At 61.2% G+C, this 22,171-nt stretch carries 20 protein-coding genes and 4 tRNA genes; 8 read left to right on the top strand and 16 right to left on the bottom strand.

All coding sequences use genetic code 11. From position 1 onward, the window contains the following. The first annotated feature begins 44 nt into the window (after nucleotides 1–44). The 3 genes from CAF76_RS24050 (at nucleotide 45) to CAF76_RS24040 (ending at nucleotide 2,198) form a co-directional block, all read left to right on the top strand. Nucleotides 45–218 carry a DUF3094 family protein gene (locus CAF76_RS24050; RefSeq protein WP_042561123.1) on the top strand — a complete coding sequence of 58 codons (174 nt, stop codon included), beginning with the start codon at nucleotides 45–47 and terminating at the stop codon, nucleotides 216–218. Between the two features lie 63 nt (nucleotides 219–281). Next, nucleotides 282–1,580 carry an NAD(P)/FAD-dependent oxidoreductase gene (locus CAF76_RS24045; protein ID WP_085648744.1) on the top strand — a complete coding sequence of 433 codons (1,299 nt, stop codon included), beginning with the start codon at nucleotides 282–284 and terminating at the stop codon, nucleotides 1,578–1,580. Nucleotides 1,581–1,790: 210 nt separating this feature from the next. After that, on the top strand, nucleotides 1,791–2,198 hold the full coding sequence (locus CAF76_RS24040) for a hypothetical protein (protein ID WP_064599501.1): 408 nt from the start codon (nucleotides 1,791–1,793) through the stop codon (nucleotides 2,196–2,198). Nucleotides 2,199–2,270: 72 nt separating this feature from the next. Here the strand turns inward: CAF76_RS24040 and CAF76_RS24035 are convergent, their stop codons facing one another. The 8 genes from CAF76_RS24035 to rluD form a co-directional block, all read right to left on the bottom strand. After that, nucleotides 2,271–3,896, bottom strand: coding sequence for a methyl-accepting chemotaxis protein (locus tag CAF76_RS24035; RefSeq protein WP_085648743.1), 1,626 nt, complete (start codon nucleotides 3,894–3,896; stop codon nucleotides 2,271–2,273). 160 nt (nucleotides 3,897–4,056) lie between these two features. Next, nucleotides 4,057–4,133 (bottom strand) — tRNA-Pro (locus CAF76_RS24030). Nucleotides 4,134–4,230: 97 nt separating this feature from the next. Further along, a tRNA-Lys gene (locus tag CAF76_RS24025) sits at nucleotides 4,231–4,306 on the bottom strand. 5 nt (nucleotides 4,307–4,311) lie between these two features. Then, nucleotides 4,312–4,388 (bottom strand) — tRNA-Pro (locus CAF76_RS24020). A gap of 9 nt (nucleotides 4,389–4,397) precedes the next feature. Then, nucleotides 4,398–4,473: transfer RNA gene (locus CAF76_RS24015), tRNA-Asn, on the bottom strand. Nucleotides 4,474–4,771: 298 nt separating this feature from the next. Further along, a complete protein-coding gene (gene clpB / locus CAF76_RS24010; RefSeq protein WP_064382092.1) occupies nucleotides 4,772–7,336 on the bottom strand; it encodes an ATP-dependent chaperone ClpB in 2,565 nt (854 codons plus the stop codon). Between the two features lie 130 nt (nucleotides 7,337–7,466). After that, complete coding sequence (pgeF, locus tag CAF76_RS24005; protein WP_085648742.1) at nucleotides 7,467–8,189, bottom strand: peptidoglycan editing factor PgeF; 723 nt, start codon at nucleotides 8,187–8,189, stop codon at nucleotides 7,467–7,469. After that, nucleotides 8,186–9,148: a 23S rRNA pseudouridine(1911/1915/1917) synthase RluD gene (gene rluD / locus CAF76_RS24000; protein ID WP_011335991.1), complete on the bottom strand. Its 963-nt coding sequence runs from the start codon at nucleotides 9,146–9,148 to the stop codon at nucleotides 8,186–8,188. The genes pgeF and rluD overlap by 4 nt, the downstream gene beginning before the upstream one ends. Nucleotides 9,149–9,300: 152 nt before the next feature. Between rluD and CAF76_RS23995 the strand changes: the two genes are divergently transcribed. The 4 genes from CAF76_RS23995 (at nucleotide 9,301) to CAF76_RS23980 (ending at nucleotide 13,598) form a co-directional block, all read left to right on the top strand. Next, nucleotides 9,301–10,317: an outer membrane protein assembly factor BamD gene (locus CAF76_RS23995; RefSeq protein ID WP_007959566.1), complete on the top strand. Its 1,017-nt coding sequence runs from the start codon at nucleotides 9,301–9,303 to the stop codon at nucleotides 10,315–10,317. A gap of 125 nt (nucleotides 10,318–10,442) precedes the next feature. Further along, nucleotides 10,443–10,676: a PP0621 family protein gene (locus CAF76_RS23990; RefSeq protein WP_085648741.1), complete on the top strand. Its 234-nt coding sequence runs from the start codon at nucleotides 10,443–10,445 to the stop codon at nucleotides 10,674–10,676. After that, nucleotides 10,666–12,255: an ATP-binding protein gene (locus CAF76_RS23985; RefSeq protein ID WP_085648740.1), complete on the top strand. Its 1,590-nt coding sequence runs from the start codon at nucleotides 10,666–10,668 to the stop codon at nucleotides 12,253–12,255. Before CAF76_RS23990 ends, CAF76_RS23985 begins: the two co-directional genes overlap by 11 nt. Next, nucleotides 12,252–13,598: a sigma-54 dependent transcriptional regulator gene (locus CAF76_RS23980; protein WP_064599509.1), complete on the top strand. Its 1,347-nt coding sequence runs from the start codon at nucleotides 12,252–12,254 to the stop codon at nucleotides 13,596–13,598. Before CAF76_RS23985 ends, CAF76_RS23980 begins: the two co-directional genes overlap by 4 nt. A gap of 157 nt (nucleotides 13,599–13,755) precedes the next feature. On the opposite strand, the gene thiO is transcribed toward CAF76_RS23980, so the two are convergent. From thiO to CAF76_RS23945, 7 genes are read right to left on the bottom strand one after another with little or no spacing between them, the layout of a single operon-like run. Continuing rightward, nucleotides 13,756–14,856: a glycine oxidase ThiO gene (thiO, locus tag CAF76_RS23975; protein ID WP_085648739.1), complete on the bottom strand. Its 1,101-nt coding sequence runs from the start codon at nucleotides 14,854–14,856 to the stop codon at nucleotides 13,756–13,758. 57 nt (nucleotides 14,857–14,913) lie between these two features. Next, on the bottom strand, nucleotides 14,914–15,315 hold the full coding sequence (locus tag CAF76_RS23970) for a type IV pilin protein (RefSeq protein ID WP_085648738.1): 402 nt from the start codon (nucleotides 15,313–15,315) through the stop codon (nucleotides 14,914–14,916). A 14-nt stretch (nucleotides 15,316–15,329) separates the two neighbouring features. Further along, nucleotides 15,330–18,422 carry a pilus assembly protein gene (locus tag CAF76_RS23965; protein ID WP_085648737.1) on the bottom strand — a complete coding sequence of 1,031 codons (3,093 nt, stop codon included), beginning with the start codon at nucleotides 18,420–18,422 and terminating at the stop codon, nucleotides 15,330–15,332. Continuing rightward, nucleotides 18,409–18,888, bottom strand: coding sequence for a PilX N-terminal domain-containing pilus assembly protein (locus CAF76_RS23960; RefSeq protein WP_064382099.1), 480 nt, complete (start codon nucleotides 18,886–18,888; stop codon nucleotides 18,409–18,411). The genes CAF76_RS23965 and CAF76_RS23960 overlap by 14 nt, the downstream gene beginning before the upstream one ends. 10 nt (nucleotides 18,889–18,898) lie before the next feature. Continuing rightward, nucleotides 18,899–19,612 (bottom strand): PilW family protein, encoded by a 714-nt coding sequence (locus CAF76_RS23955; protein WP_085648736.1) that lies wholly within the window; start codon nucleotides 19,610–19,612, stop codon nucleotides 18,899–18,901. Further along, nucleotides 19,609–20,058 carry a type IV pilus modification protein PilV gene (gene pilV / locus CAF76_RS23950; RefSeq protein WP_085648735.1) on the bottom strand — a complete coding sequence of 150 codons (450 nt, stop codon included), beginning with the start codon at nucleotides 20,056–20,058 and terminating at the stop codon, nucleotides 19,609–19,611. The genes CAF76_RS23955 and pilV overlap by 4 nt, the downstream gene beginning before the upstream one ends. After that, entirely contained in the window at nucleotides 20,055–20,528 is a 474-nt protein-coding gene (locus tag CAF76_RS23945) for a GspH/FimT family pseudopilin (protein WP_064599521.1), read from the bottom strand. Before CAF76_RS23945 ends, pilV begins: the two co-directional genes overlap by 4 nt. A gap of 127 nt (nucleotides 20,529–20,655) precedes the next feature. Between CAF76_RS23945 and CAF76_RS23940 the strand changes: the two genes are divergently transcribed. Next, a complete protein-coding gene (locus tag CAF76_RS23940; protein WP_085648734.1) occupies nucleotides 20,656–21,210 on the top strand; it encodes a GspH/FimT family protein in 555 nt (184 codons plus the stop codon). Here the strand turns inward: CAF76_RS23940 and ispH are convergent. Then, nucleotides 21,182–22,126, bottom strand: a complete 945-nt coding sequence (gene ispH, locus CAF76_RS23935; protein ID WP_085612615.1) for a 4-hydroxy-3-methylbut-2-enyl diphosphate reductase — start codon at nucleotides 22,124–22,126, stop codon at nucleotides 21,182–21,184. The genes CAF76_RS23940 and ispH overlap by 29 nt on opposite strands. Between the last annotated feature and the right edge of the window lie 45 nt (nucleotides 22,127–22,171).

The raw sequence follows: 22,171 nt of genomic DNA, 5'->3' as shown, positions 1-22,171 counted from the left end.
TGTAGCGTGTTCTCATTCAGTAACGTCTACCTGACGAGGCCTTTATGACCAGCCGCCTGAAACCCGAAGACCAGAAGCATGTCGAAGAGTACCTGCAGTTGTCCCAACACCGTGTCGAGCGCCGGCCATTCCGGCCGTGGATGCTCCTGGTGCTGGTGCTGGCAGTGACCATTGGTCTGGGCCTGTTGAGCCGATTTATCAGTTACCTGACGCTATGAGCTGCATCGCGCTCGCTCGGGTAACCACACCGATTTCCTTTAAAAACCTTGCGAGCTATCCCTATGTCCCATCGTATTGTCATTGTCGGCGGCGGCGCCGGCGGTCTGGAGTTGGCTACCCGTCTGGGTAAGACTCTGGGCAAACGCGGCACCGCCAGCATCATGCTGGTCGACGCGAATCTCACGCACATCTGGAAACCGCTGCTGCACGAAGTGGCCGCCGGATCGCTGAACTCTTCCGAAGACGAACTCAACTATGTCGCTCAGGCCAAATGGAACCACTTCGAGTTCCAGCTGGGGCGCATGAGCGGGCTCGATCGTGAGCAGAAGAAGATCCAGCTGGCCGCCACCTACGACGAAAACGGCGTTGAACTGGTCCCGGCGCGGGAAGTGCCCTATGACTCGCTGGTGATCGCGGTAGGCAGCACCACCAACGATTTCGGCACCCAGGGCGCCGCGCAGCACTGCCTGTTCCTCGACACCCGCAAACAGGCCGAGCGTTTCCACCAGCAACTGCTCAATCACTATCTGCGCGCCCACGCCGGGCAGACCGATGTGGTCGAGCAGATCAGCGTGGCTATCGTCGGCGCGGGCGCCACGGGTGTGGAACTGGCGGCCGAGCTGCACAACGCCGCCCATGAACTGGCGGCTTACGGTCTGGACCGGATCAAACCGGAAAACATGCACATCACCCTGATCGAAGCCGGGCCACGGGTGCTGCCAGCGCTGCCTGAGCGCATCAGCGGGCCGGTGCACAAGACCCTGGAGAAACTCGGGGTCAACGTGATGACCAACGCCTCGGTCAGCCAGGTCACCGCTGACAGCCTGATCACCGCCGATGGCAACGAGATCAAGGCCAGTCTGAAAGTCTGGGCCGCCGGGATCCGCGCACCGGGTTTCCTCAAGGATATCGACGGTCTGGAAACCAACCGCATCAATCAGCTACAAGTGCTGCCGACGCTGCAGACCACCCGCGACGAAAACATTTTCGCCTTCGGTGACTGCGCCGCCTGCCCGCAACCGGGCTCGGATCGCAACGTTCCACCACGGGCCCAGGCTGCGCACCAACAGGCGTCGCTGCTGGCCAAATCGCTGAAACTGCGCATCGAAGGCAAAACCCTGCCGGAGTACAAGTACACCGACTACGGCTCGCTGATTTCGCTGTCGCGCTTTTCGGCGGTGGGTAACCTGATGGGCAACCTGACCGGCAGCGTGATGCTCGAGGGCTGGCTGGCACGGATGTTCTACGTGTCGCTGTACCGCATGCACCAGATGGCGCTTTATGGGCCGTTCCGCACAGCGATGCTGATGCTCGGCAGCAAGATCGGACGCGGCACCGAGCCACGCTTGAAGCTGCACTGATGTAAAAACACCGTGGGGGCGGGCTCGCCCTCACGGTGTTTTGTTTTCTACTGTATCTGCCCTCGCTTTCCCCACCTTCGCTTACAAACGCCCCGCTCCTCGACACAGACGCGATACACCGCCACCGCTTAATGGCCACACCCGAGCACACCTGCTCCGGCTTGATCGCCCTTAACGTGTGGTTGCGCAGTGCAACCGAAGGAGAATGCAATGTCCCGTACTTCGAAAATCGGCAAAAACTCCCTTGGCCTGGTCGGTGCCGTACTGGCCGGCGGCATGATGCTGTCCGGCTCGGTGTTTGCCGCGCAACCGCTGGCCCAGGGCTACATGGTCGCTTCGGCCGAGACCTCGGTGAAAACCCCGGAAGGCAAATGCGGTGAAGGCAAATGCGGCGATGCGTCGATGGCCAAGACCGACACCGATGGCGACGGCAAGGTCTCCCGCGCCGAGTTTCTGAAAGTTGCACCGAAGTCCGACTTCGACAAGATCGACACCAACCACGACGGCTTCATCGACGAGCAAGAGGCGTACAACAACGTCAAAGCCAATTTCGAAGCCAACGGCAAGAAAATGCCGAAAGGTCTGTTCGAACACCTGAAAGACCAGGACGGTGCCTGATTTTTCAGACGCTCGACAAAACAAAGCCGCGCTTTCTCTGACGAGAAGCGCGGCTTTTTCACGCCTGCATGATTACAGCTGGAAGCGTCGCACCATGCCCTGCAGGGCATTGGCCAGTTGCGACAGTTCATGGCTCGACGCATTGGTTTGATCGGCACCCGCCGCCGAGCGCACCGACAGATCGCGAATGTTCACCAGGTTGCGATCCACTTCCCGCGCCACTTGCGCCTGCTCTTCGGCGGCGCTGGCGATCACCAGATTGCGCTCGTGGATTTCGTGTACCGACGCCGTGATCGCCTGCAACGCTTCACCGGCCCGCTCGGCCAGCACCAACGTGGTGGCCGCCCGCGAGGCACTGGCCTGCATCGACTCCAGCGCCAGGCTCGAACCGTTGCGCATGCCCTGCACCATTTGCTCGATTTCCTGGGTCGATTGCTGAGTGCGATAAGCCAGCGCGCGAACCTCATCGGCAACCACCGCAAACCCGCGTCCGCTCTCCCCGGCTCGCGCTGCTTCGATGGCAGCGTTGAGCGCCAGCAGATTGGTCTGCTCGGCGATCGCTCGAATCACGTCCAGCACTTTGCCGATGTCCTGCGACTGGTTGGCCAGCGATTGCACCAGTTCGCCGGTGTGCTCGACTTCGCTGGCCAAGGCGTTGATGGCCCCAGCAGTTTCGCTGACCCGTTCCTGACCCAACTGCGCCGATTCGCTGGACTGGCGGGTGGCGTCGGACGTCGACACCGCATTGCGGGCGACTTCCTCAACCGCCGTAGTCATCTCGTTGACGGCGGTGGCGGCCTGTTCGATTTCGTTGTTCTGCTGTTGCAGTCCTTGCGTGCTGTCGTGGGTGACCGCGCTCAGTTCGTCGGAAGCGGTCGCCAGTTGCGTGGCCGAGCCGCTGATGCCCTGCAGGGTTTCGCGCAGGTTCTGCTGCATGGTTGCCAACGCCTTGAGCAACCGGCTGACCTCATCGTTGCCGTGAGTTTCGATCGGGCGGGTCAGATCGCCTCTGGCGACGTGCTCGGCCGCATCGACAGCGACGCTCAGGGGGCGGACGATGCTACGGGTGAGCAACATGGCCAGGGCCACCGTCGCCAGCGCCGCCAGAGCGATGAACAAGGTCACGATGGTGCGCGAGGTTTCGTAGTGGGCCGCAGAGTTCTGGCTTTCGGCGGCGACCTGGCGGGCGAACAGATCCGCCAGGTCGTTGAGTTGTTTGCCGGAGCCGTCGACCACGGTTTTCATGTCCACCAGCAGCAGTTTGGTCAGCTCGTCGCGCTTGCCCTGCTCGGCGAGGGTGAACGACTGGGCGATCCCGGTGCGGTAGGCGGCAAAGGTTTTCTTGAACTGTTCATACAACTGCTGACCTTCCGGGGTGGTCACCAGTCGATCATAGGCGGCGATTTTTTCGCTCAACTCTTTGTCCCGGGTGTCCATCTGGCTGCGGTACGTGGCGATGTTGGCCGGATCCTGATCCAGAGCCATGCGTAGGGAGATGGTGCGGATGCGCAGCATGATCTCGCGAATTTCGTCGCCGCCACGAATGCTCGGCAACCACTGCGTTTCCACCGCCACTTCACTGTCGCGGATGCTCGACATCTGCCCCAGCGCGAACACCCCGAGCAACGCCACCAGTAACGCGATCAGGGCAAAGCCCAGAGCGGCGCGGGGAGCAATATTCAACTGACGAAGCAACATGACGAACGCCCTTTTTCTTGTATTGGCAGAATTCAGGGGCGTTTGATTCAGCAGGCCCCTTTCGTTAGCGGGCTATCGGCAAGTTGTATGACGACTTGAATGAAACATTTCCGGAGGGCAAAAAAAATCCCCGTATCTTTCGATACGAGGATTTTTAATATGGTCGGGGTAAGGGGATTCGAACTCCTGACATCCTGCTCCCAAAGCAGGCGCGCTACCGGACTGCGCTATACCCCGGTAAAAAAAAGGCGATCTTTCAAAGATCGCCTTCTTCGATCAGCGCTTTTGGCCTCTGATCTTAAGATTCGATCCCAGTGTTACCTGGTTTCAAAAATGGTGGGTCGTGTGGGATTCGAACCTACGACCAATTGGTTAAAAGCCAACTGCTCTACCAACTGAGCTAACGACCCAAAAATGGTCGGGGTAAGGGGATTCGAACTCCTGACATCCTGCTCCCAAAGCAGGCGCGCTACCGGACTGCGCTATACCCCGGTTTGAAATTGGCTCCGTGACCAGGACTCGAACCTGGGACCCAATGATTAACAGTCATTTGCTCTACCGACTGAGCTATCACGGAACTACACATTTCAATTTACTACGGTGAAACTTGCAGCTTCTCGACATCGTTTTCGCATCGCTGCGTTCGTGTGTCTGAGGCGCGCTATTCTACAACCTAGAACACCTCTGTCAACCCCCTAAATTGCTTTCAAGTTAATGATTTGCAACTTATTTCAGATTTCTGCCCAGTGAGCTGAAACCCTGTTGGTGACTGACTGCGGGGCGCACTTTACAAGCCTTTTCCTTTGAGTTCAACAGCCTGGCGAAAAAAAAGGCCTCGCATTGCGAGGCCTTGATGACGACACCACCGTCGGGCGTCAGTTGAACGTGATCTCGTCGTTCTCCACGACGCCGGTCGCGGTCTCGCCTGGCAGGAAACGTCCCGACAGAATCAACTGTGCCAGCGGGTTCTCGATCCAGCGCTGGATCGCCCGCTTCAGCGGCCGTGCACCATAGACCGGGTCGTAGCCGACGGCAATCAGCTTGTCCATCGCTTCCGGGCTCAGTTCCAGCTTCAGCTCGCGCTCGGCCAGACGGCTGCGCAGACGGCCCAGCTGGATCTCGGTAATGCCCGCGATCTGATCCCGCGCCAATGGCTCGAAGATCACTACTTCGTCGACGCGGTTGATGAACTCCGGACGGAAATGGGTGGAAATCGCATCCATCACCGCTGCCCGTTGTGCTTCACGATCACCGACCAGTTCCTGGATCTGCATCGAACCGAGGTTGGAGGTCATGACGATCACGGTATTGCGGAAGTCCACCGTGCGGCCATGGCTGTCGGTCAGACGGCCATCCTCCAGCACCTGCAGCAAGATGTTGAACACATCCGGGTGCGCCTTCTCGACTTCGTCCAGCAGGATCACCGAGTAAGGCTTGCGCCGTACCGCTTCGGTCAGGTAACCGCCCTCTTCGTAGCCGACGTAGCCCGGTGGCGCACCGATCAGCCGTGCCACGGAATGTTTCTCCATGAACTCGGACATGTCGATCCGCACCATCGCCTCTTCAGTGTCGAAGAGGAACTCGGCCAGCGCCTTGCACAGCTCGGTTTTACCGACACCGGTCGGGCCGAGGAACATGAACGAGCCGCTCGGACGATTCGGGTCGGACAACCCGGCCCGGGAACGCCGCACCGCATTGGCTACCGCCACCACCGCTTCGTCCTGACCGATCACGCGCTGATGCAACAGGCTTTCCATCTTCATCAGCTTGTCGCGCTCGCCTTCGAGCATTTTCGACACGGGGATGCCGGTCCACTTCGAGACGACCTCGGCGATCTCTTCTTCGGTCACCTTGCTGCGCAGCAACTGGTTTTCGCTCTTGCCGTGCTGGTCGACCATTTGCAGGCTGCGCTCCAGATCCGGGATCACCCCGTACTGCAACTCGGCCATGCGGTTCAGGTCGCCTTTACGGCGCGCGGCTTCCAGTTCCTGACGGGACTGTTCGATCTTCTGCTGAATCTGCGCAGAGCCCTGCACCTCGGCTTTTTCCGAGTTCCAGATTTCTTCCAGATCGGAGTACTCACGCTCGTGGCGATCGATTTCTTCCTGGAGTTTCTCCAGACGTTTCTTCGCCGCGTCGTCACTTTCTTTCTTCAGTGCCTGGGATTCCACCTTCAGTTGAATCAGGCGCCGCTCCAGGCGATCCAGCACTTCCGGCTTGGAGTCGATCTCCATGCGGATGCGGCTGGCCGCTTCGTCGATCAGGTCGATCGCCTTGTCCGGCAGCTGTCGGTCAGTGATGTAACGATGGCTGAGCTTGGCTGCCGCGATGATCGCGCCGTCGGTGATCGCCACCTTGTGGTGAACCTCGTAACGCTCCTTGAGGCCACGCAGGATCGCAATGGTGTCTTCTTCGCTCGGCTCGTCCACCAGCACTTTCTGGAAGCGCCGCTCGAGGGCCGCATCCTTCTCTATATATTGGCGGTACTCGTTGAGCGTGGTCGCGCCGACGCAATGCAGCTCACCACGGGCCAGAGCCGGCTTGAGCATGTTGCCGGCGTCCATCGAGCCTTCGCCCTTGCCGGCGCCGACCATGGTGTGCAGTTCGTCGATGAACAGAATGATCTGCCCTTCCTGCTTCGACAGCTCGTTGAGCAGCGCTTTCAGGCGCTCTTCGAACTCGCCGCGATACTTGGCGCCGGCAATCAGCGCACCCATATCGAGGGACAGCAGGCGTTTGCCACGCAGGCCGTCCGGCACTTCGCCGTTGATGATGCGCTGGGCCAGCCCTTCGGCAATCGCGGTTTTACCCACGCCAGGCTCGCCGATCAGCACCGGGTTGTTCTTGGTGCGGCGTTGCAGGACCTGAATGGTGCGACGGATTTCATCGTCACGGCCAATCACCGGGTCAAGCTTGCCTTCTTCGGCGCGCTTGGTCAGGTCGACGGTGTATTTGTCCAGCGCCTGACGCGATTCTTCGTGGTTGGCGTCATTGACCGCTTCACCACCGCGCAGGTTGTTGATCGCATTTTCCAGCGCTTTTTTGCTCACGCCCTGGCCGAGCAGCAACTTGCCGAGCTTGCTGTTCTCGTCCATCGCGGCGAGCAGCACCAGCTCGCTGGAAATGAACTGGTCGCCCTTCTGCTGGGCCAGACGGTCGGCCTGATTGAGCAGACGCGCCAGATCCTGCGACATGTTGACGTCGCCGGTCGGGTTCTGGATTTTCGGTAATTGATCGAGCTCTTTGGTCAGCTCTTTACGCAAGCTGTTGACGTCGAAGCCCACCTGCATCAACAGGGGTTTGATCGAACCACCCTGTTGTTCAAGCATGGCTTGCATCAAATGCGCCGGCTCGATGGCTGGATGATCGTGGCCGACGGCCAAAGATTGGGCATCGGACAACGCCAACTGCAATTTGCTGGTTAAACGGTCTATACGCATGGGTCACCTTCCTTTTGAGCAGGCCGGACCTAAAAAACCATCCTGAATAAAGAAACCTGCCAGATACCGCTATAGATGCGGTCGATTCTGGAAGATTCAAGCGTCAGGGAGTTGATGCAGGTCAGAGAGTTTAGCGGGTAAGCCAGACTAAAGAGGCGAAGCGACCAGTGCGAGGCGCACGGCGATAGGAAAAGAAGCGCGGATCGGCCACTGTACAGAAACCGCCACCATAAACAGCGGTTACACCGCGGACTGCCAGACGCAGCCGCGCCAGCTTATAGATGTCAGCCATGAACTTGCCGGCGTTGTGGCTCGGGACAAAGGCTGTCTCGGCTTCGGGCAATTGATTGATGAACACCTCCCGGACTTCCGGGCCGACTTCAAAGGCTTGCGGGCCGATGGCCGGGCCGAGCCAGACCAGAATGTCTTCGGCAGGCACATCCAGACTGTCGAGGGTAGCCTCCAGCACGCCGGCCGCCAATCCACGCCAACCGGCGTGAGCGGCAGCAACGCGAGTGCCGGCACGGTCGCAGAACAGCGCCGGCAGGCAATCGGCAGTCATCGCCGCACAAGCGATACCGGGCGTTGCCGTCCAGCTGGCATCCGCCGTGGCCACCACGGACGGATCAGCATGCGCCACGGCAATCCCGTGCACTTGCTGCAGCCAGGCAGGTTTTATAGAGAAGTGTTCGGTCAGACGCCGACGGTTTTCGGCGACGGCCTCCGGGCGGTCATCGACATGATCGCCCAGGTTGAGGCTGTCGAACGGCGCCTCGCTGACGCCGCCCTCGCGGGTGGTGACACAGGCCTTGACGCTGGCCGGCGCGGGCCAGTCCGGCGTCAGCCAGTTCATCCGACGAATGCCTCGCGATCCTGCTTGAGCAGGGTCAGCAGCCACACCAGATCTTCCGGCAGCGGCGATTCCCAGCTCATGCGCTCACCGGTGGTCGGATGATCCAGCTCGAGGAACCGCGCGTGCAGGGCCTGACGCGGGAAGTGCTTGAGGGATTCGACCATGGTCTGGCTCGCGGCCGGCGGAATGCGGAAACGACCGCCGTACGCCGGGTCGCCGACCAACGGGAAGTTGATGTGCGCCATGTGCACGCGGATCTGGTGAGTACGACCGGTTTCCAGCTTCACCCGTACGTGGGTGTGGGAACGGAAGCGCTCCAGCACGCGGTAGTGGCTGACGGCCGGCTTGCCGCCTTCCATCACCGCCATGCGCTGGCGCTGCTGGCCGTGACGGCCGATCGGGGCGTTGATCTTGCCGCCGGCGGTCACCACGCCGATCACGATGCACTCGTAGATCCGGCTGACGCTGCGGCTTTGCAGCTGCGCGACCAGCTTGGTCTGCGCCTGAATGGTCTTGGCCACCACCATCAGACCGGTGGTGTCCTTGTCCAGACGATGCACGATACCGGCGCGCGGGACATTGATGATGTCCGGCACGTGGTGCAGCAAGGCGTTGAGCAAGGTGCCATCAGCGTGACCGGCAGCCGGGTGCACCACCAGGCCCGCAGGCTTGTTGATCACCAGAATGTCGTCGTCTTCATAGACGATGTCGAGTTCGATGTCCTGAGCGACCCATTCACCCTGGGCCTCCTGCTCGGCAGTGAGCTCAAGGATGGCACCGCCATGAACGATGTCGCGCGGGCGGATGACCGCCCCGTCCACAGTCAGGCGACCTTCTTTGATCCAGGCGGAAAGGCGCGAGCGCGAGTGCTCGGCGAAGAGTTGGGCGGCGACTTGATCGAGGCGTTGGCCGCCCAATTCGGACGGCACCTCTGCGCGAAGTTCAATTTTATCGGACATGCTCGGACTGGGCGTCGGCTACAGCCTTTGGTTTCGGCTGCGCGCTTGTGGTTAAATACGGCGTCTTTTGCCCCGGGGCTTTTCAACGGGGCGCTCATCATAACAGGACGGCCCCGCCCAAGACAGCGGCCGTCATAGGGACGCAAGCCGCCATGCAAGTGAAACACCTGCTGCTGATCGCCATCCTCGCATTGACCGCTGCTTGCTCATCGAAGGAAGTCGTAGACGAAAACCTGAGTGAAGCCGAGCTGTACCAGCAGGCTCAACAGGACCTGGACAACAACAGCTACACCAGCGCCACAGCCAAGCTGAAGGCTCTGGAGTCGCGTTATCCGTTCGGTCGCTATGCCGATCAGGCGCAGCTGGAACTGATCTATGCCAACTACAAGAACGCCGAGCCGGAAGCTGCAAAATCCGCCGCCGAGCGTTTCATTCGTCTGCATCCGCAGCACCCGAACGTGGATTACGCCTACTACCTCAAGGGCCTGACCTCGTTCGACCAGGACGTCGGCCTGCTGGCGCGCTTCCTGCCGCTGGACATGACCAAGCGTGACCCGGGTGCCGCCCGCGACTCCTACAATGAGTTCGCCCAGCTGACCAGTCGCTACCCGAACAGCCGCTACGCGCCGGACGCCAAGCAGCGCATGATCTACCTGCGCAACCTGCTGGCTGCCTACGAAATCCACGTGGCCGACTACTACCTGACCCGTCAGGCCTATGTCGCCGCTGCCAACCGTGGTCGTTATGTCGTGGAAAACTTCCAGGAAACCCCATCGGTCGGTGACGGCCTGGCGGTGATGACCGAAGCCTACCAGCGTCTGCATCTGGACGAACTGGCGGCCACCAGTCTGGAAACCCTGAAGCTCAACTACCCGAACCACCCGAGCCTGCAGGACGGTCAGTTCGTGCCTCGCGTTGCCGAAGCCGACAACCGTTCGTTCCTGAGCAAGGCCACCCTGGGTCTGATCGAATCCCGTCCGCCGCTGCCGCCGGGAGAGACCCGCGCCAACCAGGACGTGCAGAAGCAGTTCCAGGACGCGAAAGACGCAATCCCGAACGAGCTCAAGCCGAAAGACGAAAACGGCGACGTGATCGAAGAGCCGGAACCGGAGTCGAGCGACAGCGACCGTTCCATCTTCAGCTACATGACCTTCGGTCTGTTCGACTGATCACTGCGGTGATGCCAAAAAGGGAGATCTTCGGATCTCCCTTTTTATTGCGGCGTGTGATTGGGCTGTGCGCCTGTCGGGTCCTTGGCTAAACTGCCGAATCATTAGCCGAAAAGCCGCCCATCATGCTTCGTTTACTGTTCTGGATTGCCTTGATCGCCGCTGCTGTGTGGTTGTGGCGCAAATTCAAGGCCCCCGCCTCGTCCACCCGATCGCCTCGCGAACAGGATGCCGCGCCGATGGTGCGCTGCGCCCATTGCGGCGTGCACCTGCCCCGCGACCGCGCGCTGAACCTTCAACAACAGTGGTATTGCAGCCAGGCTCACCTTGAGCAAGGCCCCGGTTCCAGTGCTCGCTGAGGCTGACAACGCCGACAGCAAACAGGCCCAGCGACTGCTGCGTCTCTATCATCTGTACCGTTTAAGTGTCGGCATCACCCTGGTGTTGCTGATCTCCAGCAACATGGACAACCGCCTGCTGACCTCGGCCAACGACGAGTGGCTGCGCAATGGCAGCTGGTTGTACCTGGTGCTGAACATCCTGCTGGTGGTGTTCCTCGAGAACATCCGCCGCCCGGCCCAGCTGTTCGGCCTGGCACTGGTCGACATTCTGCTGCTGTGCGGCGTGTTCTATGCGGCCGGCGGCGTGGCCAGTGCGATTGGCAACTTGCTGATCGTTTCGGTGGCCATCAGCAACACCTTGCTGCGACGACGTATCGGCTTGCTGATCGCCGCCATCGCCACCCTCGGCATCGTCGGGCTCAGCTTTCTGCTGAGTTTCAGCCATTCCCTGAGCGCCAACGACTATCTGCAGGCCGGCACCCTCGGCGCCCTATGCTTCGCGGCGTCATTGCTGGTGCAAGGATTGATGCGCCGTCTCGAAGTCAGTGAGAACCTGGCCGAGCTGCGCGCCAGCGAAGTGGTGGGGCTCGAAGCCCTCAACGCGCTGATCCTGCAACGCATGCGCACCGGCATTCTGGTGCTCGACGAACAGCGCCGGGTGCAACTGGCCAATCACAGCGCCAGGACCCTGCTGGGACAAACGCAGCTTGAAGGCGACTTGATCGATGAGCACTCGAGCGCATTGGTCGAACGCCTGCAACTGTGGCTGAACAACCCGACCCTGCGCCCGCAAAGCCTGAAAGTCGCCGGCAACGGCCCGGAGCTGCAGCCGAGCTTCATCGCCCTGGAACAGAGCCCGAACCGCCAGACCCTGGTGTTTCTCGAAGACCTCGCCCAGATCGCCCAGCAGGCCCAGCAATTGAAACTGGCCGCGCTGGGCCGCCTGACTGCCGGTATCGCCCATGAAATCCGCAATCCGCTGGGAGCCATCAGTCATGCCGCGCAGCTGTTGCAGGAATCCGAGGAACTCGACGGCGCGGATCGGCGTCTGACGCAGATCATTCAAGACCACTCCCAGCGCATGAACCGAGTCATCGAAAACGTCCTGCAACTGTCCCGCCGTCAGCAGAGCGCGCCGCAACGGCTGGATCTCAAGCCGTGGCTGGAGCAGTTCGTCAGCGAGAGCCGCGAACAGGCCGGCGAGCGCCAGCACATTCATCTGCACATCGGCCCGGGGGATTTCCGCACGTTGATGGATCCCGGCCAGCTCACGCAGATTCTCGACAATCTGTTACGCAACGGCTGGCGCCACAGCGCCCTGCTGCACGATCCGGCCGAGGTCTGGCTGACGCTATCCATCGACCCCGAGAGCACGCTGGCCGTGCTCGAAGTGCAAGACAACGGCCCCGGTGTGCCGCTCGATCAACAGGCTCACCTGTTCGAACCGTTCTTTACCACCAGCAGCCAAGGCACCGGCCTTGGGCTTTATCTGTCCCGTGAGCTGTGCGAAAGCAATCAAGCGCGCCTAGACTTCAAATCACGCCAAGGCGGCGGCTGCTTTCGCATCACCTTTGCTCACGGACGGAAACAAAGTTGAACACGAGCCCACGGCAAAAAATCCTCATCGTCGACGACGAGCCGGATATCCGCGAACTCCTGGAAATCACCCTGGGACGGATGAAACTCGACACCTTCAGCGCACGCAATCTCGCAGAAGCCCAGGCGCTGCTGCACCGCGAGACCTTCGATCTGTGCCTGACCGACATGCGCCTGCCCGACGGCACCGGCCTGGAACTGGTGCAGCACATTCAGCAACGTTATCCCCAACTGCCGGTGGCGATGATCACCGCCTATGGCAGCCTGGAAACGGCGATCAACGCCCTCAAGGCCGGGGCTTTCGACTTCCTGACCAAACCGGTGGACCTGACGCGCCTGCGCGAGCTGGTCGGCTCGGCGTTGCGTATGCCGGCGCCGGGCAATGTCTGCACTTCGATCGACCGGCGGCTGCTCGGCGATTCACCGCCGATGCGCAACCTGCGCAAACAGATCGACAAACTGGCCCGCAGCCAGGCACCGGTCTACATCAGCGGCGAGTCTGGCAGTGGCAAGGAGCTGGTGGCCCGATTGATTCATGAACAAGGCCCCCGCGCCAATCAGCCGTTCGTGCCGGTGAACTGCGGGGCGATTCCTTCAGAGTTGATGGAGAGCGAGTTCTTCGGCCACCGCAAAGGCAGTTTCAGCGGTGCAGTGGAGGATAAACCAGGACTGTTTCAGGCGGCCCATGGCGGCACACTGTTTCTCGATGAAGTGGCGGATCTGCCGCTGCCGATGCAGGTCAAGCTGCTACGGGCGATCCAGGAAAAAGCCGTGCGCAGCGTCGGCGGGCAACAGGAAACCGTGGTCGATGTGCGCATCCTCTGCGCGACGCACAAAGACCTCGATGCGGAAGTGGCTGCCGAGCGTTTCCGTCAGGATCTGTATTACCGGCTGAACGTGATCGAACTGCGTGTGCCGTCCCTGCGCGAACGTCGCGAGGACATCGAAGCGTTGGCCGGCCATGTGCTCAAGCGCCTGGCCAATGGCACCGGGCAACCGGCGGCACGTCTTCACCCCCATGCACTCGAAGCGCTGAAAAACTACCGTTTTCCGGGCAACGTGCGGGAGCTGGAGAACGTGCTTGAGCGGGCACACACCCTGTGTGAAAACCGCACGATCGAGGCCGAGGATTTACGCCTGAGTGAAGGTAATGGCACCGCTGAAGGCGGCATTGCCGATCTCACGCAGATCGACAATCTGGAAGACTATCTGGAAAGCGTCGAACGCAAACTGATTCTGCAGGCGCTGGAGGAAACCCGCTGGAATCGCACGGCGGCGGCGCAGCGGTTGAGTCTTTCGTTTCGGTCGATGCGCTACAGGCTGAAGAAACTGGGCCTGGATTGAGGGCCCCTTAGCGGGCAAGTCGAATCGTCGCACCGCCGCTCCCACAGTTTTGTGCCGTGCTCAACTTTTGAGTAAAGCGCCGTACCCTGTGGGAGCGGCGGTGCGACGATTCGACTTGCCCGCGAAAGCGATTTATCAGGCCCCCCTAAAAAACTGACTAGATCCGTCCGGCCGGTGCATACGGCGCCGGATCAATGATCGGCGCGCGCCCCAGCATCACATCGGCAAACAACTGACAGGACGCCGGCGCCAGCACCAGCCCATTGCGGTAATGCCCGCAGTTCAGCCACAGACCGTCAAACCCCGGAACCCGGCCAATGTAAGGGATGCCCTCGGGCGAACCCGGTCGCAGCCCGGCCCAGTGCCCCACCACTTCGGCATCGGCCAGCGCCGGTAACAACTCGACTGCCGATGCCTTAAGGCTTTCCAGCGCGCTGTCCGTCGGGGTCTTGTCGAAGCCTTCGTGCTCCAGCGTACTGCCGATCAGAATATGCCCGTCGCGGCGCGGAATCGCGTAGCGCCCCTTGGCCAGCACCATGCTCGGCAGGAAATCCGCCGCGCACTTGTAGAGAATCATCTGGCCCTTGACCGGTTCCACCGGCAGCGACAGGTCCAGGGTCTTGAGCAGTTCGCCGCTCCACGCACCTGCGGTGAGAACGACCTGATCACCGGGGATCACACCAGTGGAGGTCTGCACGCCCACCACCCGCTCGCCATCACGGACAAACCCGCTGACTTCGCACTGCTCGTGAATCGTCACGTTCGGCAACGCCTGCAAAGCCGCTTTCAAAGACTTCACCAGCCGCGGATTGCGCACGTTGGCCACATCGGCCATGTAGATCGCCCGGGAAAAGCCGCCACCGAGCACCGGCACCGCATCATGCGCCGCCGAGATATCCACAGCCCGTAGCGGACGGTCCTCCCGCGCGGCCCAGGCCAGCGCTTCGGCTTCGTCATCCAGATCCAGCCAGTACAGGCCGGTGGTGTGCACTTCGGGATCGACCCCGGTATCGGCAAACAGACGCTCGCCCAGCTGTGGATAAAAATCCTGTGACCAATGCGCCAGCGCGGTGACGGCCGGACTATAGCGCCACGGGTACAGCGGAGAGACGATACCGCCGCCGGCCCAGGACGATTCCTGGCCGACGCTCGAACGATCCAGCAGCACCACGCTGCCGACCTCGGAGGCGAGGTTGTACGCCGTAAGCAGGCCAATCACCCCGCCACCGACAATCACCACTTGCTGTTGCCTGGTCATGTTTGATCCAACCGTAAAAAAGACAGTGGGCGCAAAAGGCGCCCGAAATAATGCGGCTCAGCGGCCCCAGCAATCCTTGGTGGTCAGCCCGGTGGTCGCGTTGTTCATGCTTCTGACACCGGTGTTGGTGAGGGTGAAATCCCCGCACTTGTCAGTGGCCATGGCCGTGCCGGTCTTGCGGGTCGCGGTCAGCAGGAAGGTCTGATCGGTGATCGTCGGCGTGATGGTGTAGAAATCGTTGCCGGTGCTCAACCCGGTGACACCGGTGTAGACGTTATTCTTCGAGTAGAAGCGTTCGAGGATCTGTGCCTGCTCCGACAAAGTGCTGACGACGTCGGCACGGCGGCCCTTCTTCACGTATTCGGTGAGACTCGGATAGCCGATGGTGATGACGATACCGATGATCGCAATCACGATCATGATTTCGATCAGGGTGAAACCTCGGTTGGATCTGCGCATGCCTCAACTCTCACTTACTGTATTTGTCGCCACATTATGCGACGGCTGCCGCCGCCGGATTTTTCCACCAGGGTGGTGATACCGCCACTGGAATCGTTCACGACCTTGCGTGATGCACCGTTGACGATGGCGTTCAGGGTCGGGATACCGCCGGTGAACACCACGCCGCTGGAAATCGTGTCGTTGCTGTCGACCACGCCATCGGCATTGGTGTCGAGCACCGCGTAGTTGAGCATCTTACCGCTGAACGCATCGAGTTCGATCAGTTTGCCGGTACCGAAACTGGAACACGGGTCGGTGGTATCGACACTGGCCGTGGTGAACACGATGCGTCCCAGCACCAGACTGGCCTGATTGATCACCCGTTCGCCAGTCAAGGCGTTGTTGTACACCAGCGGCAGATACCAGCCCTTCTCCGCCGGATAAGTCGTGTCGTTCTGGCTGGTGGTGACGAACTGCCCGGTACTGCCGGAGAACACCCCGGTAATCGCCTGCGCCTGCAAACTGCTGACCGTGATCTGGCCCGACCCGCCATCGGCATCCCACACCGAATAGAACGCCTGCAAATCCTTGTTGGTCTTGTCGGCGGCTTCGTTGAACTTGCCGGTGCCAACGAAAATCTGTTTGCCGCCCAGAGCGTTGTCCGCCAGTAACGGCTGCGCGGTGATCGGCTGACTCGTCCCGCCGGCCGTGGTGAACAACGGCTTGCCGGAAAAAGCTACGCCCCAGCTGTCGGAGGACGTGGCGCTCAGGTCGAACTTCCACAACCGCCCCTTCAAGTCACCGCCATACGCCGCCTGCACCACGTTCTGCGAATTGACCCGCAGCTTCACCGAGGACAAGCCGTTGGCGGTTTCCGTACTGTCGATGACGATTTTCTTGATCAGCGAGCCGTCACGCACATCCAGAACATACAGCGCCGCCACCCCGGAGTTGCTGCCGTAACCGTTGGCAATGAACGCCGCCCAGCGACCATCGGCCAAGCGTGCCACTTCCGGACGGGCATAGGCATAACCCAGATCATTGAAAGCGTTGGAAGTGCTGGCAGTGGCCGGCGCGCTGACTTCCCACAAGGCACGAATGACGTTGCCCGCCGAGGCGTCGAATAGTTGAAGCCCATAGAAAGTCTTGCCACCGGCTCCTGTCCCGCCGATGGCCAGGGTTTTCCAGGCCGTGCCGAATTGCGCATCGAACACACCGATCTGACCATCCACCAGAAACTTGTGGCTGACGCCATTGACGTAGTTCGGATCGGCAATCAGGCGCAGCGAGGGCAATACGCTGGACGGCATGTAGGCATAGCGTCGGGTACCGTTGGCCGAGTTGATGACGCTGACAAATCCGTCGTTGGCGTTCACCACCAGGCTGGCATTCATGTTCGAAGCCTTGGTGGTCAGGTAGGTGCTGTAGGTGGTGTCACCGGCCAGATCGGAAGCGGTTTTTTCCGTGGGCGAAGCCAAAACGAGCGGCGAGTTGATGATGTCTCCGAGCAACACGCTGCGCACTTTGAGCCCGGCCTTGTTGTTGCCCTTGCTCCATTCGACCAGGTCGATGCCGCTGATGCCGGTAGGCAAACCCTGGCTGAGAACGGTCTGCTGGGCCGGGGAGAAGTTGCCGTAGGCCAGCGTCACCGCCGCGTTGTTCAGGGAGTTCCACGACTGGTAGGTCGGCGCGGTGGCACCGGGCACGATGGCCGTGTCGGTGGTCCACAATACCGCCGAGGTGCTGACCGCCCCGGCCGAGGTAAAACCAAAGGACTTGATCGTGCCGCGCCAGTCCTTGGGGTCATAGCTGGTCTGGAAATAACTGGTGCCGCTCGCCAGCGTGGTGCCACTGGCCACGCCGCTGCCGCCGGAACCGGCCTTCGAGGTGATGTCGCTCAACGCCGAAGACAGCGCGGCATTCAGGCCGGCGCTGTCGGTCGCCTGGTAGTAGCGGCCCTGTCCGTAATCGGCGGCATCCGAGAGCATGTCGTTGGAAGCGGTGAAACCCACGGTGTAGGTGTTCATGTTCTGCCTGGGGAAATCCACCGCGTTCCAGCTCTTGCCCGCTGCATCGGTGCCGGTGGAACGCATGTCGATGTCGAAGGCGAACTTGGCGATATCGTCCAGATACAGCGTATCGCCCTCCCCGTCCCCGTTGAGGTTGTTCCCGTCATTGTTGATGCCGTCCCAGTTCGGCAAGCGGCTGCCACCCAGCGGGTCGTTGCTGGGAAAGGTGCGGTCATAGGTCGGCAAACCATCAGTGATCACCACCCCGTAGTTTTTCTGGCAGCGGTACTGGATCGGGCTGGTGTAAGTGCTCGGCGTGCTGTTGTAGTACGGCGCCATCCCGCGCATGTAGCGGGTGATTTCGTAGTAGGTCTCGGCCAGCGGCGTGTTGGCCACCGCGCTCAGGCCGTTGATCGAGGAAATCAGTGCGTTGTAGTTGGTGTCGGCCTGGGCCTGGGTCACGCTGCCGCTGACCGGTGACAGGTCGCTGACGGAGCGGGCAATGAAACCGCCGTTGCCGGGGTTGTTGCTGGTGGCCGGATTGAAGGTGGCCAGGCCCATGCGCAGGTTGCGGTTGCTGGTGACCAGTGCGGTGGAGACGTTGCGCGCCACGTTGATCCGGTAATCGTTGGGAATCGCCCCGGTGGTGAAGTCGCGTGTGCCGTTGTTGATCGCCAGACTCACCACGTAGGAAATGTAATCCGCCGAATAACGGGTATTGCCGCTGCCCACCGGATCCGGCAGCTTCAGGCAGAGCGGTGTCAGGCTGTTGTTGTAGAACGCATAGGCGCCGCCGGAGCAGCCGGAGGTCGGCAGGCTCGACAGAAAGATCGTATCGCCGGTAATGGCGGTCGAGCTCAGACACAGGCCGATGACCGCGTTGCACTGACGGGCCGGCGTGCGATCCACGGTCGGATCGAACCCTGCTGCATAGATGATGCTATTCATGCTGCCCGAGTCGTCGATCATCAACATGACGTTCGGTGGCACGGCGGCCGCGCTCAACAGTGGCGAGTCGGACGGCGTGAAAGCATACGCCGGTGCCGCCAGATAGAGCCCGGTCAACATGCCGAGCAGCAGCGACAACCCTTTGAAGCGTCGCTCAGTACTTCGCATAGACACTCTCCACCACACTGCGCGAAGTGCCGGCGATGCCGACGGCCGTGACCCGGTACAACGTCGCCGAGGTGTTGCTCGGTACGTTCACCGCCGTCAGGGTCGTGCCGATGTTCTGTACTCCGTAAAACCCGCTGCCGGCGGCGATCCAGGTGACCCCCGACGTGGAATTGAACCCGGCCGCGCTGACCACCGAGGACTCCGCCGGCGGCGCGCACTGGGTAGGGCTGGCGCACACCGCCAGCGCGTAGCCATCCAGTTGCACCGCACTTTCGCCGATGCGCAGCGCCGCCTCGGCAGTCTGGAACGATTGATTGCGCAAACTCACGCTGCCGGCCATTTTTTCCTGCAGGTTGGCGCTCTGCATCGATGACAGGCCGATCACCGTCAGAAGTAGCAGAAACACCAGACTGACCAGCAGCACCATGCCGCCCTGGGACCGCCGCCGATGGAGAGAAACGTTCATCGTTCGCCCCTCACTGCAAGCGGTTGCGCAAGGCGGCAACCACGTTGAAGGTTTGATTGCTGACCCGGTTGTTCGGGTCAGTGAGGGTCAGGCTCAGGCGCACGCTGCGAATCCGCGCCGGATCACCGGGGTTGGCGCTGTAGGTGGACGCCGCAACATCGGTCGCGGAACTCGCCAGACCGAACGTCACGGTAAATGCACTGACGTTGTTCACAAGCACCTGTTGGGCCGGATTGCCGCTGCCAGTGCCCATCAGAATCTGGTTGTTGCTGAAGCTGTAGACCAGCCGACGGATCGGGAACGCGATCTGCCCCGTCGCTGCCGCCCGTGCGCCGGTATAAGCAATGGCGCTGTTGCGGCAATCGGAGACCACCGTCCAGGTCGGGGTCCCGCCCGCACTGCCGACATCAGCGGTGACCAGGGTCAGCTTGAGGTTGGCGTTGTCCCAACTGATAGGCATGATCTGGGCCGCCGTGAAATCCCCCGCCGAGCTGGAATCGGTAATCGTGCCCAGGCAGCCGAACATGCCCACCATGCGCAGCTCCTGAATCATCTTGCTCAGCACAAACCGCGCGTCCTCCTGCATGGCGGCCGCACTGTTCTGAGTGACGTAAGTGTTCTTCGCCGCCAGGAAGATCTGCACCACGCCGAGCACCACGATCAGCCCCAGCGCCAGAGCGACCAGCATTTCGATCAGGCCGAAACCCAGGTTTTGGCGCTTCATGGTGTGGTCACCGGATCGACCGCGGCGCGACTGGTCAGGACGAAGCTGCGGGTTGCACCGGTCGTATTGGCGGCGCGCGCGTCACTCCAGGTGATGGTGATGGTGTACACGCGCTGATTGAGGGTGATGCTGCCGGTGGCGGTCGGGCCGCCGAAATTGACGATGTTGGTGCTGAAATCGTAGAGATCCTGATCCCGGGCGGCACTCAGATTGCCCGTGGTCGGTGGTGTCACGGTGTAGTCGGCGCCGGAATTGGCGCGAATCCGGTCCATCATGTCGTAGGCGATGAAACTCGCCTGGCTGGTCATCCGCGAGCTGTCGGTGTACTTCAGCGCATTGAGCTGAACCGCCGCCGCGCCCAGCAACCCGACCGTCAGAATCAACAACGCGACCAGCACTTCGATCAGCGTCATGCCCTCCTGTGCGTGCTTGCTCCCTGCCCTCATCCGCAACTTCCACCCAATTGAATTCGTCCGTTCAGACACACGTTCAGCGTCCTGCTTTGCGTGCCCAGCGTGTAACTGATCACCACCGCCGTGGATGGCGCCGCCAGCCCGCCCAGATTGTTGAAATCCAGCGCGGTCACCCCAGAGGGTAGCGTCAGAGTCGCACCGCTGCTCATTGCTGGAACAACCCGCAATACATTGGCCGGAGTGCCAGTACTGTCGTAGACCGACAACTCGCCGGTCCAGACACTGCCGCCGGCGCTCGGCCGCAAGCGAGTGGTGACGCCCCGGTTGATCGCCTCGAGCCTGGCGTAGTTGAGGGCCCGTTGCAGGTCGCCGACCTCGGTGTCGGCCTTGCTGCCCTGCACCGAACGGGTGAATGCCGGCACCGCCATCGTGATCAGGATCACAAACACCGCGACCGCCACCAACAGCTCGATCAGCGTGAAACCTTTTGTACGATGATCCATCGATGCCCTCCGTTGCCGTCGGCTATACCTGTACAAACCTAGAACATTCGACCGGCATGCGCCGGTTGATTTACCGCGTGCGGCGCACGGATTGCGCCGCCATGCACAATCCAGGGAGGAGGCGCACATGCCGCAACAGGGTTTCAGTCTGGTCGAACTGCTTATGGGACTGGCGATCGGCGCAATTGTTCTGTCGCTGGTCAGTCCGGCGCTGGCGGACTTCACCGAATCAAACCGACGGCAGCAGGCCGCGCAGTCTCTGCTCGACGGGATTCGTAATGCCCGGAGCATGGCCATCACGCGCAACCAGAGCGTGGTGATTCATGGCATCAACGGTGACTGGGGTCAGGGCTGGCGGATCATTCTGGATCTCAATGGAAAGGGGCCGGCGGATGCGGGTAATCCATTGCTGATCGAGCAGGCGAGTGATGGAAATATACCGATTGTCGGCAACTGGCTGGTGAGCCGGTACATACGGTTCAGCAGCCTGGGCCAGCCACTGGTGCCGGACCGCAAGTTTCAGGCGGGGACGATACATCTATGTTCGGCTCGTGAACCGGTCAGCCAGCTCCAGGTGGTGCTGGCGGCGACCGGTCGCGTACGCCTGGCCAGCCAAAAGGCTGAACAGGCGTTGTGCCGAAAGGATAAAGCGATCAGATCGAACGGACGCGCAGCTCTTTAGGCATCGAGAACGTGATGTTCTCCTCACGCCCGGCCAGTTCGTCGGCGCCGGTGGCGCCCCAGGCCTGCAACTGCTGGATCACGCCACGTACCAGAACTTCCGGGGCGGAGGCGCCGGCGGTGATGCCGATACGCTCGACACCGTCGAACCAGCTCTTCTGCAGGTCTTCGGCGCCGTCGATCAAATAAGCCGGCGTGGCCATGCGCTCGGCCAGCTCACGCAGGCGGTTGGAGTTGGAGCTGTTCGGGCTGCCCACCACCAACACCACGTCGCATTCGTCGGCCAGTTGCTTGACCGCGTCCTGACGGTTTTGTGTGGCGTAGCAGATATCGTCCTTGCGCGGCCCGCCAATGGCCGGGAAACGCGTACGCAGCGCATCGATGACACGGCTGGTGTCATCCATGGACAACGTGGTCTGGGTGACAAAGGCGAGCTTGTCGGGGTTGCGCACCTGCAACTCGGCGACATCCTTCTCGTCTTCGACGAGGTAGATCGCGCCGCCATTGCTGGCGTCGTACTGGCCCATGGTGCCTTCGACTTCCGGGTGACCGGCGTGGCCGATCAGGATGCATTCACGGCCGTCGCGGCTGTATTTCGCGACTTCGATGTGCACCTTGGTCACCAGCGGGCAGGTGGCGTCGAACACTTTCAGGCCACGGCCGGCGGCTTCGCTACGCACAGCTTGCGAGACGCCGTGGGCACTGAAGATCACGATGACATCGTCCGGCACCTGATCCAGCTCTTCGACGAAGATCGCGCCACGACTGCGCAGGTCTTCGACCACGAACTTGTTGTGCACCACTTCATGACGCACATAGATCGGCGGGCCGAAGACTTCCAGGGCGCGGTTGACGATTTCGATCGCCCGGTCCACGCCGGCGCAGAAGCCACGGGGGTTGGCGAGTTTGATTTGCATGCTGTGCCTCGTGTCTTGCGCGCAAGAAAATAGATCATTGCAATC

Origin of the sequence: Pseudomonas sp. B40(2017) (assembly GCF_002112855.1) — a bacterium.
GTDB classification, from domain to species: Bacteria; Pseudomonadota; Gammaproteobacteria; order Pseudomonadales; family Pseudomonadaceae; genus Aquipseudomonas; species Aquipseudomonas pharyngis.
Note: the sequence above shows the minus strand (reverse complement) of the source record. Positions and strands in the feature narration are given on the sequence as shown.

Bases quoted from the DNA above. Each gene is read 5' to 3' on its own strand.
- CAF76_RS24045 (WP_085648744.1), top strand. From the start codon at position 282: ATGTCCCATCGTATTGTCATTGTCGGCGGCGGCGCCGGCGGTCTGGAG.
- ispH (WP_085612615.1), bottom strand. From the start codon at position 22,126: ATGCAAATCAAACTCGCCAACCCCCGTGGCTTCTGCGCCGGCGTGGAC.
- CAF76_RS23995 (WP_007959566.1), top strand. From the start codon at position 9,301: ATGCAAGTGAAACACCTGCTGCTGATCGCCATCCTCGCATTGACCGCT.
- thiO (WP_085648739.1), bottom strand. From the start codon at position 14,856: ATGACCAGGCAACAGCAAGTGGTGATTGTCGGTGGCGGGGTGATTGGC.
- rluD (WP_011335991.1), bottom strand. From the start codon at position 9,148: ATGTCCGATAAAATTGAACTTCGCGCAGAGGTGCCGTCCGAATTGGGC.
- pgeF (WP_085648742.1), bottom strand. From the start codon at position 8,189: ATGAACTGGCTGACGCCGGACTGGCCCGCGCCGGCCAGCGTCAAGGCC.
- CAF76_RS23945 (WP_064599521.1), bottom strand. From the start codon at position 20,528: ATGGATCATCGTACAAAAGGTTTCACGCTGATCGAGCTGTTGGTGGCG.
- CAF76_RS23990 (WP_085648741.1), top strand. From the start codon at position 10,443: ATGCTTCGTTTACTGTTCTGGATTGCCTTGATCGCCGCTGCTGTGTGG.
- clpB (WP_064382092.1), bottom strand. From the start codon at position 7,336: ATGCGTATAGACCGTTTAACCAGCAAATTGCAGTTGGCGTTGTCCGAT.
- CAF76_RS24050 (WP_042561123.1), top strand. From the start codon at position 45: ATGACCAGCCGCCTGAAACCCGAAGACCAGAAGCATGTCGAAGAGTAC.
- CAF76_RS23970 (WP_085648738.1), bottom strand. From the start codon at position 15,315: ATGCGCAGATCCAACCGAGGTTTCACCCTGATCGAAATCATGATCGTG.
- CAF76_RS24035 (WP_085648743.1), bottom strand. From the start codon at position 3,896: ATGTTGCTTCGTCAGTTGAATATTGCTCCCCGCGCCGCTCTGGGCTTT.
- CAF76_RS23965 (WP_085648737.1), bottom strand. From the start codon at position 18,422: ATGCGAAGTACTGAGCGACGCTTCAAAGGGTTGTCGCTGCTGCTCGGC.
- pilV (WP_085648735.1), bottom strand. From the start codon at position 20,058: ATGAGGGCAGGGAGCAAGCACGCACAGGAGGGCATGACGCTGATCGAA.
- CAF76_RS24040 (WP_064599501.1), top strand. From the start codon at position 1,791: ATGTCCCGTACTTCGAAAATCGGCAAAAACTCCCTTGGCCTGGTCGGT.
- CAF76_RS23955 (WP_085648736.1), bottom strand. From the start codon at position 19,612: ATGAAGCGCCAAAACCTGGGTTTCGGCCTGATCGAAATGCTGGTCGCT.
- CAF76_RS23940 (WP_085648734.1), top strand. From the start codon at position 20,656: ATGCCGCAACAGGGTTTCAGTCTGGTCGAACTGCTTATGGGACTGGCG.
- CAF76_RS23960 (WP_064382099.1), bottom strand. From the start codon at position 18,888: ATGAACGTTTCTCTCCATCGGCGGCGGTCCCAGGGCGGCATGGTGCTG.